Consider the following 14,621-nt stretch of genomic DNA (forward strand, 5'->3'; position numbering starts at 1 on the left):
ATGACACGACGTGTAACCCTCGGCACGCTGCTCGTGATCCCGGCCCTGACGCTAGCGGGTTGCCAGCGCCCCGCAACCGTCCCCGAAGCGGGTGTGCTCACCTTTAACCGCGACGCTTTGGTCTTTAACGCGGGCGGCTTGTTACCTAATGACACGCGCGCGCTCGAGCTGCGCAATACGGGTCGCGGTCCGCTCGAGGCGACCCTGACGGTGACCGGCGAGGACGCCGCGCGTTTTACGGCCGACCTCACCGGGCCGCTGCGCCTCGAGGCGGGCGAAAGCCGCACCTTGAACGTAACCTTTACCCCCGACGGCACTTTAGGGCCGCAGCGCGCCGCGCTGCGCTTTGACGTCACGCACGGCGCGGCGGAGCTTGACGAGGTCTACCTGGGCGGGCTCAGCGTCGAGGGCCAGGAGGGGACGCGTGAACCCTCGCTGCAGTGGATCTTCGACACCTACGGCTTCGCCATCGACACGGGCGACCCCGACCCGAGCACCTCGTCACTCACCAGCGAGGTGGTCAACGCCCCCGTCGGCGACGAAGTCTGGGCGCAGACGTTCCGCGCCGCCGACCCCGCCGAGCCCGTCTCGGTCGAGGTCATCGCGGCGTTCGGGGTGCCCGACGTCGAACCCGTCTTTACCTTCGGCTTTTACGACGCGAGCGCCGCCGAGCCCCCCTTGCAGACGCTTCTCAGCCTGCCCATCACCCCGACCTTGAACGGGCAGCGCCTAGAACCCGTCATCCGCCCCGAGGCGGCCGCGACCGACGTCGAGGCGGGGCGCGTCGTGCGCTTCTGGGCGCCCGCGGGGCCGTTCGGCTTCTTTTCCTTCTGGCCCACGACCCGCTTTTTCGACGAGCGCACCGTCTACACCGAGGACGCGCGCAACACCTTCCGGGGCGCCGCGCCCCACCACGTGCGCACCTACCCGCTCAGGACGCGCGCGGGCGAAACCGTCGCGAACGCCTTTGTCCTCGCCGTCGACGAGTCCACGCGGCTGTTTGACTTTAACGACGCGGTGCTCATCATTCGCAACGTGCAGCCGGTCGCGGCCACCCAAGCGGTCGCGGAGTAGCTGGGGGCGCCCGTAGCCGGCGGCGTGTGGTCCAGTCCCCACGCGCTACGGACCCGAGTCAGGGCACCTTGCGCAAGCGCACCGCGTGCGCCCACGCGCCCACAGCCGTGTGGGTCGTCTCGGAGAGCTCCGCGAACCACGCCTCGCCGCCCTCGGGATGGGGTGTCGCCCTTAGGTGCCACGCGCGCCCGCGGTAGCGAAAGCGCGCGGAGAGCGTCGCGGGTTCCGGGCAGACGCAGCTCATGAGCGGCGCGAACGCCCCCTCTGGTTGACCCTGCGGGTTGAGGTACACCTGCGTCTCGTTGCCCAGAACCTCGCCCTCATAGGGGACGGGGGGGTCGTCGCCGAAGGTCAGGGTGCCCGTGACGCGGTAGCGGGTTTGGTCGACGAAGTGGGCCTCCGCGACCACGCGGAGCGGTACCACCGCCCCGTTGCCGAGCGCCCTGCGGGGCTCGAGCGTCTGTGGGTCGCGCAGCGTCACGGTGCGCGAGCGTCGCTCGAACGAGACCGCGTACTGCCCCTCTGGCGCGAAGCCGACGGCCTCATACGCGTCACCCGTGACGTGCGCGAGCAGCACCCCGGCGCCGAGGTCCCACAGCGCGAGCCCGTCCTCACCGAAGCCGCCCAGGAGCCGGGTGTTGTCGGCGCTCGCGTGGAGGCTTTCGAGAAAGGCGGCGCGGGGCGGCAGCGGGAGGCGGGCGAGCGTCTCGCCGGTGACGCCGCTCATGAGCTCCAAGCGGTCCTCGTAGTGCACGCCGATGACCGGCGCGCCGCCCAGCCACATGTGCGCGTCGACCTGGCGGCCGCCCGGGGTCGCGCGGGCGAGGGCGCTGCTGAGGCGGCCGCTCGCGACCTCCCAGACCCGCACGCGAGCAGCCGTGTAGGCGTCGGTGCCGATCGCCGCGACGAGGCCCCCATCCGGGCTAAAGCTCCTAAGGCGCTAGCCCGCAAGCATGGCCCAAAGACCGCGAAAACCCTATGCCTACAGGGTTCTTGCTCAAAACGCCTACCATCAAAAACAGTCAGGCTAGCGGCCAATTCAGCGCCGCATAGCGTGTTCAGAGTGTAGCAGAGCACAGCTTGTCAGCGAAGCTGACTAGCGCTAGTAGCGCTCTGCGCTACAAGCACCAACGCCACAACAGAAGCGTGAGGCATCATGCCGCCGCATGACACGACTTCTTGGTACTATGGCAGCATGCCACCACTGAGACAGGGAGCGGCAGACACTTGGACCTATCAGGAGTACCGTCGTGATTCGAGTACTCGCCATCCTCATTGCTGCGCTGTGTGTCACTCCGCATTTAGCAGTAGCAGAACAGGAATATGAAAACACGTGTGACGGAGCATATGAGTACGTGCTTGATTGGTTCGAATCTCAGGAAGACACCTTCGCGACCGACGCAACGCCTGAGCCAACGCTTGGCGATGTAATGCGATGGAATGTCGAGTACCTCCAAGCGCATGAGCCGCCTAATCTGTTCGAGCCGTACGTAGGCGCGGCGATTGAGTTCTTCACGTTCATCGCCGTAGACACTGCAACACCGCCCCCTGACGATGTGACGCTTTGGACGGTAGTTGAGAAGCTAGAGAACGAGGCAGAAAAGCTCGTTGTGGAATGTGGCAACAATCATCCGCTCGTTACAGAGTATGTAAATGCCGTACTTGCCACACCTACGGCTGAGTAGGATTGAAGAGCCGCGCATCCCGCGCGAACAGGCGACCTTCAAGAAGGCGGGCCGCATATCCCGCAATCAGCAGCCCACGCTAGACCTAGGCGAGATGTGAGCACCGCGACCCGACACGAGGCGAAAGCACCATGATCGAAACCGAATCAACGGTCACATGCCCTCACTGCGGCCATCAGCACACCGAGCAAATGTCTGAGGAATCGTGCCAGTTCTTCTACAAGTGCAAGAACTGCGGTACGGTGCTCCGACCGAAAGAGGGCGATTGCTGCGTGTTTTGCTCGTACGGCACGGTGCCATGCCCACCGATTCAACGAGGTGATGAGCAGTGCTGTTGAGCGGTAATCAGCAGAAGCGATACCAACAGCAACGCCTCTGTACGGGCATCGTGACCGCGAAATCATCGTGCTTGAAGCCTTTCAGGCTTCTAGCGCTAGCAGCCCTTTGGGCTGCAAGTTTGGAATGGAGGTGAAAAACAATGAAGTTGGAGAAGGAACACTACCCGATGCGAGAAGTTAGCAGGCTATTAGGAATCACGAATCACAAGCTGTGGAGACTGCGTAAGGTGCTGAACTTTGACGTGCATACGCGTGGTGTTGACAGGCGCGAGAAGTGGGTAAGCGCGGAGACTGTCAAGATGCTAGACGAATACCCGCATAAGTTTGACTAGAACCGAAAGGATAATTATAACATGACCACGACAACCAAGAACAAGAACACATCTCTCGTGTTCACAAGGGATATTTCACCAAGGCCAGCGAATTGGCTACTGCAACCCTTGGTGTTGCAAGGCGGATTGCATCTCTGGTATGGCGATACGAGGGGCAGTCACGCTGGCATTGACCTCGCATTCGCGCTCACAAACGGGCTGCGCTTCCATGACCTCGACGTTGCAAAGGCGAACGTGGTGTACGTCACCGCGAACGACGTAGCAGATCGCGTAGAGCATTGGAAGAACACCTATGACGCGCATGACACACCGTGGATAGTTGATCTACAGATCACGAATGAAGAGCAGATGCAAGAGCTTACTGAATTCGTGAAGGCCAACAACGTTGAGCTTGTGATGTTCGACCACCTAGCTACACGCAGCAATGACGTGAACCTCAACAGTCCTGCTGATATTGACGCGAAGATCAATCCGCCGCTGTTGAAGTTGATAGAAGATACCGCTGTGATTCTTCTTCATCAGACGCAACAAGGGGCGCAGACACACAAGCTTAGACCGCTGATGGATGCTGCTGACATGACTGTCGGCGTATCGCGACGCAGTGTCGACAGGGGTAGCGACATCGTTACGTTGAGCTTTATGAAGAGCTTCAGATCGCAGATGGCGCAAGCGCTTACCTACGGCAACGACACGCTGTCGAGACGTGCGTAGTCCCTCTTGAAGCGCTGTGCAAGCGTATATGAATGAAGCGTTTATTTGACTTGAAGCCGCAGGCTTCTAGCGCTAGCACAGCATCGCTGTGCAAGCCTGTGAGAGAGCAGCATGTCTACGGGTGGCATGAGTCCTAATCGAGATTGGCAACGCTCACAGGTGATTCTACGGCCTCTCAGGGCCATTTGAAGCCGACTTTTACGAGTTGTGGCACATGAACAGAAAGAGCAGCTATGAAGGAATTAGAGGCAAGGCGATACAGCCTTGGTGAAGCGTTAGCGTTACATCTTGAAGAGCAACCCAACTTGCAGAGCGAAGCGCTGCGACTTGAAGCAACCAAGCACATTCCTGCAGTGCAGAGCACTGCTAGCGCTAGCAATGCGAAGCATTGCAAGGATGAGCTTGAACAGCAAAGCTGTTCTAGCGCAAGCAATCCTTCGGATTGCAAGCAACTGAGTTGGGAAGTCGGCGTCAAGTACGAACCGAGATTGCTAGGACTTGTGCGACGTATCGAAGCAATCAAGCGAAAGAACTTTGAGCTAAGGGGCAAACGCAAGCTTCGCTATCGGTATGCCCAGGAATGTTGGTATGGGTATGGTGGTAAGCCGTCGATAAAGGAAGAGTTGTGCGGCATCGTGGGTTGGGATGGCGACACGGAGCATGAAGCGTTGCGTAGCGCTGTGGCCTACGATATCTGCTACAGCAAGCTCTTTAGAATGCTGAGCCGCTGAGATGCCGAACACGAATAGTGAATACAATGACTACATCAAGACGTGGAAGGCAGGAGAGCGCATGAACGCTAAGGGCACGCAAGACTTCATAGTCGAAGACCTGTTATTCGTAAAAACGCAGGCGATGATCTACGCGCCAACAGGGCACATCAAGACGTTTACGTCGCGAGACGTGGTGTGTCACGTGGCGACAGGACTCGATTTCAACGGCAAGAAAGTCAAGCAGACGAACGTGCTCTACGTCGCCGCTGAGGGTGCGGACGAATTTGAGAAGCGCTTGATTGCGTGGGAAGACTACTACGGAATCAGCACGAGGGATCATCTCGAATTTGTGGATGTGCCGTTGCAGTTGCACGACGAGGGGCACATGAGGTTTGTGAGGAAGTGGCTCATTGCACATAATGGCGGCTTGGTCGTATTTGACACTGCCGAGAAATGCACGATTGGCACCGATGAGAACGCACCAACACAAGTGAATCTACGCGTGAACGCGCCGCTCGAAAGAATCAAGCAGGAGACGGGCGCTACCACGTTGCTTGTGCATCACCAAGGCACGGGTAAGTACCCGAGGCCGCGCGGCTGTACCGCGTGGGAGACACCGAACGATACGCTGATGCGCGTGCAGACGACGTTTCTGGACTGGCAGACGCGTAATACGCCAATTGAGTCGGTATTGCAGATTGAAAAGCAGCGAGGGATGCCGCCGTTTGGACTGAAGTTCAAGCCAATACGCGTAGACGTGCCGAGATACCACGAAGACGCAACGACGCTGATACTCCTACCTCAGGGTATGGCAGACGTGAAGGCGCAGTCTGAACGCAAGCAGAGCAAGCGCAAGCAGATGAGGAAGATTCCGTATCTCTTCAGGCTTGTGGCGTTGCTTGAAAAGCGAGGCGATTTGACAGCGAAAGAAGTGGCGGACGTACTGCATGATGGCAAGCTCACCACCGCTAAGCCCGCGCTGAGTAAGGCGAAGGGCAAGACTATTGTGAATGTGGGCGGCAAGTGGGGCGTACGCGCAAGTGACGTGGTGCCGCAGACAGCGCAGCCTGAAACTACTGACGCTGGCGTTAGAGAGTTGGCAGGCGTGGCCTAAGCAGAGTTGCATGTAAAGTTGCATCGGAGTTGCCATGCAACTCGTAATGCAACTCCCATTTTGGTTGATTCTGCGGGCAAAACGGGCCAAAGTTGCAAGTTGCATTCGCCGTATATATATCTAACGATATATATAATGCAACTCTCGCACTCGTTCGCGTTGCGTGTTGCTGCTAGTGCCACCGAGATTGCTAGTGCAGGGTTTACCCTGTGCTAGTAATCGAATGGCTACTAGCAGTTAGGCGAGCGTAGCGTAGCCTTACTGCGTAGTGCGCAATCTCAATTTTGAGTGTGACTGTACGCAATCAGTGAGGGGCGCTAAAGCAGCGCGCCCCCCACCGCCTTGCACATCTTCGATGTGCTGCGCTCCTACCCCCCTGCCGCTTACTCGCTTCGCTCGTTTGTACAATTTCTTGGTACGTAATCAGCAATCAACACGTAGGCAATCGTAATAGCATCATCAGCCCCCGATGATAGGAGTCAGCCATATAGGGGGTTGTTGTTGTCACTACGTTCATCCGAGCACACGTTATATGGGTTGTTGGTTGTGTCAGTAGCAGTGTCTACAGGTGGGGTATGGACCAATCATCACACCCCCTGTAGGCACCACATCTATTTATATGGAGGTTTGTAAGACATGTATGAGTCTATTCCGCATGAGCTACGTACGCTGAATCAGTGGGTAGCATGGCAAAGGCAGATTGATGGTACGAGGGTGAAGAAGGTACCGCTTGATCCAAAGATGATGAGAAGCGCAAGCGTGGTTGACCCTGATACGTGGTCGTCATTCGATGCCGCGTGCCGTCGTGAGCATAGCGATGGTATTGGATTTGTGCTGACGGCTGATGATGGCATCGTAGGAATTGACCTTGATAACTGCATTGTCGATGGCTTTGTCACTACAGCAGCGTTCAAGATCGTTGACCACTTCAATAGCTATACCGAAGTGTCGCCGTCTGGTACGGGCTTGCATATCTTCATCAGGGCGAACCTCAATAGAGCTTGGAAGCGCACCAACGGTAGTAGGTCCGTTGAAATCTATGGTGATCGCCGCTATTTGACGATGACAGGCGACCGAGCGCCGCTCTCCCGATTGGCGATTCACGACAGGCAAGACGAGTTGAACGCGTTTCTTGCGAAGTATGACCGCGCGTCGTCACCGCCACGCACCATCGCCAGGACGGCACCACAACGCGATGATGAAGACGTGTTGCAGCGTGCGGCCAACGCGAGGAATGGCGAGAGGTTCCGTAAGCTGTGGAGTGGTGACACGTCAGCGTACGGCCACGACCACAACCGCGCTGACCTTGCGCTGTGCAACATGCTTTGGTATTGGAGCGGTGACGAGGCGCAAGTCGATAGGCTGTTTCGCCGCTCAGGGTTGATGCGTGATAAGTGGGATTCGGCAAGAGGGGCGTCTACGTACGGCGAAAATCTCATACTTAAGGCGATGAGCTAGACAGCATATGCTAGCAAATCCTGAGAATTTCTAGCATCGGCGCTGATAGGCGGAATTGCAGCGCGATTATTGAGACGTGGTGCGTTGTGATTGCAGGTGCCGCGTTGGAGCGAAATCGACGGGCCGTACCCCTACTCCGCAGCGTGAGGAAACGCGGCCCAACCTCACCACCTGTAGACACGATTCATTGCGGTTTGCGTTTTTACGATTATACGTAAAACCTGACAAAACCTCACTATTGACCATGCTACAAGTAAGGCCGAGAGTCAGTAAGCAGCGTGTGGAACACAGCTAACCGACACTCAACCTTGCAAGTGTCAGAACCAATTTCACGGTTTGTGTGTTCAGCTTGTGAACTTGTCTACCGTGCGTTTCGCATCAGATTTGCGAGCGGACTCGCGACCGCGTGCGCGTTCTGAAGGTCCGTCGTATTGAGCGCGACGTACCGCATGGTCATGTTCAGGCTCGTATGCCCCAACATGCGTTGCAGTGTGAGCGGGTCCATACCATTTCGAAGCATCGTGATTGCCGCGCTGTGCCTGAGCCGATGTGGGTAGCAGTCGTCAACAGCAGCCCGATTGCCTATGCGCTCAATGAGCTTATGCAATGACCGAGGCGTGAAGCGCTCTGAGCGTTCGGTATGGAACACGTACGGCCCTTCCGAGGCGCGACCCTTCAATAGCCACTTGGAAACCAGCTTGCCTGTTTGTGGCGAGTGGGGCACAACGCGCTCTTTGTTGCCCTTGCCCATCACCTTGATAAGGCACTGATCTAGCAAGCAGTCGGAGAGTTTGAGCGTACACAGTTCGCTTGCTCGAATCGCGGTATCAAGTAGTAGCGCGACGATGGCCGCGTCCCTGATGCTCGACTGTGACGCCTTCAAGAGCCGACGTAGCTCAGCATCGGTAAAGGGTTGCCGTTGTGTCTGTGGCGGCTTTGGCTTGCGGACGCGCTCAGCGACGTTCTTCTCGGTGAACTCTTCCTCGTGTAGCCAACGCGTGAAGGCAAGCAGCGATTGCACTTTGTTGGTGACAGTCCATCCTGAAAGGCCGCTCGATTGCAGATACACCACGTACTCACGTATGAGCGTGGGATTCCATGTCTCAGGCTCAGCAGAGTGCGAACACGCCTCTAGCCATCGTGTGAAGCTCTTCAGGCTTGTTTCGTGCCACTCTAGCGACCGCGTAGTGAGGCCGTCGGCTTGTCGGGAAAGCAGGAACGCACGCACGTAACGATTCATAACTCACCTACCGTCAGTGACGACAGCAGGCGTTCTGAGTCATGCTGAAGGCTTGTGCCCAGTTCTTGTGAGCACTGACAATCCGCCGCGCCTCAGCACGGCAAAAAGCCTATTGTTACGCGGTATCGGTGCCGAATGCGGGACTCGAACCCACACACCCTTGCGGGCACCAGCTCACCGCGCCGTAGCCCGCCTCGAGGGCGTGGCGGGGGCCGCGCAGGACGCCTAGGCGCGCGCCGGTCGCGACGTCAAAGAGGCTCACCTCGCTCAGGCTCTCGTCGGGGTGCTTGTAGCGCGGCCAAGCGCTCAAGACCGCGAGCACCGTCTCGTCGGGCGAGAGCGCAAGGCTCCGCACGCGGCACGTGGGGCAAGCCGGGGTGTTGGGCGGCAGGTCGTGCACCACCGCGCCGCTTGAGACCTCCCAGACGCGCACCCCCCCGGGACCGTCGTCATGGGGGTCGGGGATCACGGCCGCGACGCGGTCGCCGGCTCGCGTCAAGGTCACCGCGTCCACCCGGACACCGGCCTCGAGCGTGCCCAGAGGGCGCGCTGAAACCGTATCCCAAAACTGCACGGCGTGAAAGAAGTCGCCGTTGCCCATCGCGAGGAGCGAGGCGTCGGCGCTCAAGGACACCTCCGGCGAGGCGACGCGCAGGTCGAGCTCGGTCTCGTACGCGCCGCGGAAGATGCGGGGGTCCGAGCCGAACTCGAGGGCGGCCGGCGGCGGGGCGCGCAGGCACCCCGAAAGGGCTCCTAACAGGAGCAGACCCGAGTAGAGCGTGCGCCGCATGCGGCCTCCCGATCTCCTGCAGCGCCGCTGCAGGGGGCAGTTGCTAGAGTGTAGCAGAGCGCGCGTGCGCACGAGCGACGCTGCGCGCTCCGCGCATAAACATAAAAAGACCCCCACGCCGAGCGTGGGGGCTCGCGGCCGGGGGCGGCGCTACGCCCAGCGGATCGCGTAGGCGTCGAAGGGGCTCACCAGGTGCTCGTTGAGCGGGTAGACGCGGACGCCGTAGACGAGCTGGCCGCTCACCTCGGGGTGGAAGCAGGCGCGGTAGAGGCGGCCGCCGTCGTCGAAGGTCTGGGCGCACTCGAGCCGCACGTGGTGCAGCCCCCGCTCCAGGCGGTCGGCCTCGGCGCTGTAGACGAGCTCGACGCAGAGCGCTTCGTCGGCGAGGTCGCGCGGGTGCAACGTCACCTCGATCTCCAAAGGCTCCCCCACGCGGGCGCTGCGCGTCGTGAGCGGTTTGGCGCTGACGTAGAGGTTGTGCCAGGCGTTCTGCACCCGGTGCCGCCACGCCGCGAGCTCGGCGGCGACCGCGAAGTTGTTCGCGCCAAAGCGCCGCGCGCGCTCCGAGGCGGGCGCGTAGAAGGTCTCGACGTACTCCTTGACCATGCGCCGCGCGTTAAAGGCCGGGGAAATGGTGGCGATCGCGTTTTTCGCGCGCTCGAGCCACCGCTGCGGCACCCCTGCAGCGTCGCGGTCGTAGTAGAGCGGGATCACCTCGTGCTCTAACAGGTCGTAAAGGGCGTCCGCGTCGGCTTCGTCGGCGAGCTCCGAGGCGGCGGCGCTGTCGCCGGTGCCGATCGCCCAGCCGTTCTCGCCGTCAAACCCTTCGGGCCACCAGCCGTCCAAGATGGAGAGGTTCAACACGCCGTTCATCGCGGCCTTTTGCCCGCTCGTCCCGCTCGCCTCGAGGGGCCGGCGGGGGTTGTTGAGCCAGACGTCGACCCCACGCGTCATCGCCCGGCCGACCGCCATGTCGTAGTCCTCGATAAAGAGGATTTTGCCGAGAAAGCGCGGGTCTTGCGACAGCGACTGAATGGTGGTGATGAGCGCTTGCCCCGGTTTGTCGGCGGGGTGCGCTTTGCCCGCGAAGACGAGCTGCACCGGCCGGTCGGGGTCTCCCAGGATGCGCGCCAAGCGGTCGAGGTCGCGGAAGATCAACGTCGCGCGCTTGTAGGTCGCAAAGCGCCGCGCAAAGCCGATGGTCAGGGTGTTGGTGCTAAAGAGCGTTTCGGCGACCCGCAGCGCGGCCTTGGTGGCGCCGTGGCGGGTGCGCTGTTTGGCGAGGCGGGCGCGGAAAAAGTCGATGCTATCGGCTTTGAGCGTCTGGCGCACGGCCCACAGCTCGGCGCTGTCTAACTCCCGCACCTTGGCCCACATCTCGGCGTCGTCGAAGCGCTCTTGCCACCCTTCGGGGAGCACCTTGCCGACGAGCTCGCGGATCTCGGGGGCGACCCACGTCGGGGCGTGTACCCCATTGGTGATGTGCGTGATCGGCACCTCTTCGGTCGGCACCTCCGGCCAGAGGTCGCGCCAGATCTCGCGCGAGGTCTCGCCGTGGAGTTTGGCGACGCCGTTGCGCCCGCTTGAAAAGCGCAGCGCCAGCGCGGGCATGCTAAACACCGGCCCCCAACCGTGATCGTGGCGGCCGAGCTCGTGAAACTGACCCTGGCTGAGCCCCAAAGCGCCCCAGAACCCGCTGAAAAACTGGTTGATCAGGTCGAAGGGGAAGGTGTCGTTGCCCGCCGCGACGGGGGTGTGCACCGTAAAGAGGGTCCCCGCCGCGACGACCTCGCGCGCTTGGTCGAACGGCAGCCCCGACTCGACGAGCTCGCGGCAGCGCTCGAGGGGCATAAAGGCGCTGTGCCCCTCGTTCATGTGCCACGCCGTCGGCGAGATGCCGAGCGCGCGTAACAGCCGCACGCCGCCGATACCCAGCAGGATCTCCTGCGCGATGCGGGTGCGCTGGTCGCCGCCATAGAGCCGCGAGAAGATGCCCCTGTCTTCGGGGCTGTTTTCGGGCACGTCGGTGTCGAGCAAGTAGACCGAGACGGTGCCGACCGCCAGGTGCCAGGCGCGCAAAAAGACCTCGCGCCCCTGGAGCGCGACGCTCACGCGCGCCTCGTCGCCCGCCGCCGTCTTGGCGAGCGTAAAGGGCATGTCGCTCGGGCTGAGGCGCTCGTAGTACGCCTCTTGCTCGCCGGTCTGCGCGACGCGTTGGTGAAAGTACCCCTCGGGGAACCACGGGCCGACGGCGACGAGGGGGACACCTAGATCCGAGGCCGCTTTCGTGTGGTCGCCGGCCAGCACGCCGAGCCCCCCCGAGTAGAGGGCGACCGCTTCGTGCCACCCGTACTCCATACAGAAGTAGGCGTAGACGTCTTCGGGGCGACCGCTCGAGCGCTCGCGAAACCAGGTCCTCTGCCGCTTCAAGTAGCGCTCGAACCCCGCGATCACCTCGTCGTAGAGCGCCAAGTACCCCTCGTCTCGGGCGGCCGCCTCGAGCTTCGCTTGCGAGATGTCGCGGAGCATCGCGGGCGGGCTGTGGCCGACAGCTTCCCAGAGCTCGCGGTCGAGGTGGCGGAAGAGGCGCCGAGCGTCGGGGTGCCAGGTCCAGTAGAGGTTGCGCGAGAGGTCCTCGAGGCGTCCGATACGCTCGGGGATGTCGGGGAGGACGGTCAAGTGTCCAAGAACGTTCATGAAACTCCTTTAGCGCCGAGCGCAGCGCGAGGTCGAGACGAAGCGGTGCCGCCGCGTGAGTCGATGACGTCGCGGCAGCGGGGACGCTCGGCGGCCACGGGTGTGCGCTTTTGGGTTCGGCCTGTTGACCGACGGGGTTCGGGGGTTGCGAAGGCGCGCGGCGCGCCCGAACCCCAAGGGCTACACCCGCCCAAATGTACCACTAAACCCCCTCGCGGCGGCGTGACGCCGCGCGCCGCCACCAACCCCGCTTCTCAGCGTAGCGGCAGCTATAGTGTCGCTATGACGCACGTGTTTTCGACGCGACCGAGAGCCCCTCACGGCGTGCGCGCCTTAGGCGTGCTCGTCGCGCTCCTGTGCCTTTTAGGGGCGGCCCGCGCGCAGACCTTGGGCGGCGCCCTAAGCGTCGCCAGCACCGGCGCGCTCGAGCCCGAGCTGCAGCTGCGCGACCTCGCCCTAGAGGGCGTCACCCTCGACCTGCGCGCGGCGCTCCCTGTGGGAGGCGCCCCCTCTGGGGGCGCCTTGGCGCGCACACGCACCTCGTTCGGGCCGCTCGGGACGGTCGCTTTGATCGGCCGCGCCGACGCGAGCGCCGCGGGCGCCTTCGACTTCGGGGTGTCGGCGACGGGCGCCTTGGCGCAGTGGGGTTTCGACGGGGCCCTGGGGGTGTTTAACCGCAACCCCGGCGCTTTTGCCCCCTTCGGCGCTTTCGACCTCGCCGCGCGGCCCTTTCTAGCGCCCACGGGGGGCGTCGGCGCGCTCCTCACGGTCGGGCTCACGCGGCGCGTGACGCGCACCACCCTACTCGAGCTGAAGCCGACGGCCTACCTCGCCGCCGCGGGGGCCGGTGGGCGGCTCGAGGGGGCGCTGCAGCTGCGGCGGCTGGTCGCTAACGACACCGGCGCGGTGATCCTCCTCGCCGCCGCCCCCCCCGAGGGGGGAACGTTCGGCGCAGCGGGGTTCGAGTACCGCCTCAGCCGCGCGGGGCTGCCGCCACTCAGCGCCGCGCTCCTCGTGGGCGTCGGGGAGGCAGGCGTCCGGCCGGGGCTGCGCGCCGCGGTCTCCGGTGAAGCGCGGGGGCTGCGCTACCGCGCCGCACTCTCGGCCGAACCCTACCGCACCGAGGCCCCCCCGTACCGCGCCGCCGTGGGCGTCAACGCGGCCCTCGGCGGCGGCACTGCGGGGCTTGAGCTCGGCGCCGCACCCGGCAACCCCTTCGGCGTCCCGCCGCTGCTGCTCCGGGCGACCTACGCCTTCGACCTCTAGGCCGCCCCGACTACCGACTTCTGACTACTGACTACTGACTACTGACTGCTCCCCCCGGTCTCCCCCAAAGGCGTCAACGCCCGCGTCTGCAGGTCGAGCTCGAACACCCCCGCGTGCGGCAGCTCGAAGGTGAATTCAAGGGCGCTGCCCCCCCGGGTGAGCGTGACGCGGTGCGTCCCCGGCCGGAGGTTGGGGGCGAAGTTGCGGGGGCGCGCCACCCCGTCGATGGCCACCTCGAAGCCGGGGAGCGGCGTCCAGAAGACGAGGTTGCTGTAGCGCGGCTCGAGGTGCACCTCGGGAACGCGCGTGACGAAAAAGTTGCGCACCGCCACCGACTGCGTCTCGCTGCGAAACCCCGGGCGCACGAGCCGCAGCGTCCGCACCCCCGGCGCCGCCTCCACCGTGAGCGGGGTGCGCCCCATCAGGCGACCATCGACGAACACGTCGGCCGCAGGGGTGCTGCGCACGAGGATGCTGCCGCCGCGGATCTCGGTCAGGGAGAAGTTTAAGAATTCGGCCTGCTCCGGCCCCAGCGTGAGGGTGTCGCTCTGGGGCACGAACCCGGGCGCTCGCACCTCGACCTCGTAGGCGCCGGGGGCGAGCTGCAAGGGACCCAAGCTCGCCGTCTCCCCCACCAAGATGCCGTTAATGTACACCTCGGCGCCGCGCGGCTGGCTGGTGACGAACAGGCTCGCCGTGCCCCGCGCGGGCGCCTGCCCGGGCGCGACAAAGGCGCCGACGCTGCGCGTCAGGGGGGCAACGGCGCTCATCACGTTGCTCGGGTCAAGCGGCTGGCTGAACACGTCCGACGAACGCTGTGTGCGCGCGTCGGTCACCAGGAGGTTGACCGAGTAGGGCCCCTCGCGCAGACCGCCACTCGGCGCCAGGATCTCCCCCGACACGCTGTAGCGCCCGCCGCCCAGTTCGGCGATCGCCGCGGCGACCTCGGGTGTGAGGTGGCTCGTCAAGGGGGGCGGCGCGGTGTCGCTGGCGAGCACCGGCAACCCCGTGCGCGCCTCGAGCTGCTGGCGAAAGGCCTCCATAAAGCGCTCCACGAGAGGCGTCGGCACCGCGCCCTGGGTCCCGAAAGTCGGCACCACGATGCCGGCGCGCGCGTTCGGGAGCGCCCCCAAAAGCAGCGCCGCAACCAAAGGCGCCAAAAAACGAACGATAGGCACGCGCCTAGTATAGCCTCAGGGGCTG

At 62.9% G+C, this 14,621-nt stretch carries 13 protein-coding genes; 8 read left to right on the top strand and 5 right to left on the bottom strand.

Annotated features, from left to right (window positions below; genetic code table 11):
• Positions 1-1,074 (top strand): hypothetical protein, encoded by a 1,074-nt coding sequence (locus TRAD_RS08935; RefSeq protein ID WP_013178289.1) that lies wholly within the window; start codon positions 1-3, stop codon positions 1,072-1,074.
• Positions 1,075-1,132: 58 nt separating this feature from the next.
• Here the strand turns inward: TRAD_RS08935 and TRAD_RS08940 are convergent, their stop codons facing one another.
• Positions 1,133-1,942 (bottom strand): WD40 repeat domain-containing protein, encoded by an 810-nt coding sequence (locus TRAD_RS08940; protein ID WP_013178290.1) that lies wholly within the window; start codon positions 1,940-1,942, stop codon positions 1,133-1,135.
• 382 nt (positions 1,943-2,324) lie between these two features.
• Here TRAD_RS08940 and TRAD_RS16055 point away from each other — a divergent pair, with 382 nt between their 5' ends.
• From TRAD_RS16055 to TRAD_RS16065, 6 genes are all read left to right on the top strand, one after another.
• Positions 2,325-2,759 (top strand): hypothetical protein, encoded by a 435-nt coding sequence (locus TRAD_RS16055; RefSeq protein ID WP_148221217.1) that lies wholly within the window; start codon positions 2,325-2,327, stop codon positions 2,757-2,759.
• Positions 2,760-2,890: 131 nt separating this feature from the next.
• Entirely contained in the window at positions 2,891-3,097 is a 207-nt protein-coding gene (locus TRAD_RS16730) for a GDCCVxC domain-containing (seleno)protein (protein WP_083770771.1), read from the top strand.
• 353 nt (positions 3,098-3,450) lie between these two features.
• Entirely contained in the window at positions 3,451-4,140 is a 690-nt protein-coding gene (locus TRAD_RS08945; protein ID WP_013178292.1) for an AAA family ATPase, read from the top strand.
• A gap of 233 nt (positions 4,141-4,373) precedes the next feature.
• Positions 4,374-4,871, top strand: coding sequence for a hypothetical protein (locus tag TRAD_RS16060; RefSeq protein WP_148221218.1), 498 nt, complete (start codon positions 4,374-4,376; stop codon positions 4,869-4,871).
• Position 4,872: 1 nt separating this feature from the next.
• Complete coding sequence (locus TRAD_RS08950; protein ID WP_041947217.1) at positions 4,873-5,967, top strand: AAA family ATPase; 1,095 nt, start codon at positions 4,873-4,875, stop codon at positions 5,965-5,967.
• Positions 5,968-6,726: 759 nt separating this feature from the next.
• A complete protein-coding gene (locus tag TRAD_RS16065; protein ID WP_185095154.1) occupies positions 6,727-7,425 on the top strand; it encodes a phage NrS-1 polymerase family protein in 699 nt (232 codons plus the stop codon).
• 361 nt (positions 7,426-7,786) lie between these two features.
• Here TRAD_RS16065 and TRAD_RS08960 read toward each other — a convergent pair whose 3' ends face one another.
• The 3 genes from TRAD_RS08960 to glgP all read right to left on the bottom strand — a co-directional run bounded on the left by TRAD_RS08960 (position 7,787) and on the right by glgP (position 12,152).
• Entirely contained in the window at positions 7,787-8,665 is an 879-nt protein-coding gene (locus TRAD_RS08960; RefSeq protein ID WP_013178294.1) for a tyrosine-type recombinase/integrase, read from the bottom strand.
• Between the two features lie 115 nt (positions 8,666-8,780).
• Positions 8,781-9,455, bottom strand: coding sequence for a WD40 repeat domain-containing protein (locus TRAD_RS08965; protein WP_013178295.1), 675 nt, complete (start codon positions 9,453-9,455; stop codon positions 8,781-8,783).
• Positions 9,456-9,605: 150 nt separating this feature from the next.
• The gene (gene glgP / locus TRAD_RS08970) at positions 9,606-12,152 is read right to left on the bottom strand and encodes an alpha-glucan family phosphorylase (RefSeq protein WP_013178296.1); all 2,547 of its coding nucleotides are present in this window, start codon (positions 12,150-12,152) and stop codon (positions 9,606-9,608) included.
• Between the two features lie 282 nt (positions 12,153-12,434).
• Here glgP and TRAD_RS08975 point away from each other — a divergent pair, with 282 nt between their 5' ends.
• The gene (locus tag TRAD_RS08975; RefSeq protein WP_013178297.1) at positions 12,435-13,418 is read left to right on the top strand and encodes a hypothetical protein; all 984 of its coding nucleotides are present in this window, start codon (positions 12,435-12,437) and stop codon (positions 13,416-13,418) included.
• A 38-nt stretch (positions 13,419-13,456) separates the two neighbouring features.
• Here the strand turns inward: TRAD_RS08975 and TRAD_RS08980 are convergent, their stop codons facing one another.
• Positions 13,457-14,596 carry a PEGA domain-containing protein gene (locus TRAD_RS08980; RefSeq protein ID WP_013178298.1) on the bottom strand — a complete coding sequence of 380 codons (1,140 nt, stop codon included), beginning with the start codon at positions 14,594-14,596 and terminating at the stop codon, positions 13,457-13,459.
• Between the last annotated feature and the right edge of the window lie 25 nt (positions 14,597-14,621).

The organism is Truepera radiovictrix DSM 17093 (genome assembly GCF_000092425.1).
Taxonomy (GTDB): Bacteria; Deinococcota; Deinococci; order Deinococcales; family Trueperaceae; genus Truepera; species Truepera radiovictrix.